Annotated in this window: 1 protein-coding gene; it reads left to right on the plus strand. The window is 64.6% G+C overall.

What is annotated here, in order from left to right; genetic code table 11:
• Window positions 1–62 precede the first annotated feature (62 nt).
• Window positions 63–1,219 (plus strand): IS3-like element ISStma5 family transposase gene (locus WFQ05_RS20525; RefSeq protein WP_087944427.1). Its coding sequence is split into 2 segments (ribosomal slippage): window positions 63–303 and window positions 303–1,219, totalling 1,158 coding nucleotides; the frame shifts between segments, so codons are not numbered across the junction.
• Window positions 1,220–1,224 lie beyond the last annotated feature (5 nt).

The raw sequence follows: 1,224 nt of genomic DNA on the forward strand, positions 1-1,224 counted from the left end.
GGGTTCACCCCCGTTTTCACGGACACTTACGAGAAGGCCGATCAAGGCCATGAGGAGTGTTCATGTCGAAGCGAAGGAAGTTCAGCACCGAGTTCAAGCGCGGTGCGGTTGAGCAGGCCAGCCAGCCGGGCGTCAGCTGTGCCCAGGTGGCCCGGGAGCTGGGGATCCGGGATGCATTGCTGACCCGCTGGAAGCGGGAGGCCCAGAGCCGGGGCCAGGTGGCCTTCGGTGGCACCGGGACGCCCCGGGACGAGGAACTGGCGCGGCTCAAGCGCGAGCTGGCCCGGGTGAAGAAGGAGCGGGATTTTTTGCGAGAAGCGGCGACGTTCTTTGCCAAGGGATCATCCTGAGGTATCAGGTGATCGAACGTTGCCGCGATGAGTTTCCAGTGCGACTGATGTGTCGTTGCCTGCGGGTCTCGGCCAGCGGTTACTACGACTGGAGTAAGCGCTTGCCCAGTGCCCGGGAGCGCGACAACCAGCGCTTGCTCGGCCGGATCCGTGAGTTGCATGAGGACAGCCGGGGCACATTGGGCGCCGGCCGGATGCATGAAGACCTTGCCGAGGAAGGCGAGACGGCGAGCCTGAACCGGGTGGCGCGTCTGATGGCGACCGATGGCCTGCAGGGTTGGCCGCGACCGAAGCGGCGAGGCCAGCGCGGCAAGCCGGCGCTGACGCCGCCGGGTGTGCGCAACCTGCTGGAGCGGGACTTCACCGCGTTGGAGCCGGAGACCAGGTGGGTCACCGACATCACCGAGCTCAAGACCCGGCAAGGCAAGCTGTATCTGTGCATCGTGCTGGACCTGTTTGACCAGCGGGTGGTGGGGTGGTCAATGCATCATCGTCAGGATCGTCAGATGGTGATCAGGGCCGTGCAGATGGCGGTCTGGCAGCGCCAAGGCAGCCATCCACTGATCCTGCACTCCGACCGTGGCAGCCAGTTCCGAAGCGGCGACTACCAGCGTTACCTGGCGGCCAACGGCTTGGTGTGCTCGATGAGCGCGGTGGGCCACTGCGGTGACAACGCCGCGTGCGAAGGCTTCTTCGGCCTGCTCAAGCGCGAGCGGGTCTACCGCATGACCTACCCAACGCTCGATGCCGCGAGGGCGGATGTGTTCGAATACATCGAGCGGTTCCACAACCCGAGGATGCGACGAAGGGTCGCCAGGCAAGACCAGAAGTTCTCAGCCCTTTTACAACCGTCCGTGATTTCGGGGTAGAACCC

Source organism: Pseudoxanthomonas sp. USHLN014 (genome assembly GCF_037153335.1).
GTDB classification, from domain to species: Bacteria; Pseudomonadota; Gammaproteobacteria; order Xanthomonadales; family Xanthomonadaceae; genus Pseudoxanthomonas_A; species Pseudoxanthomonas_A winnipegensis.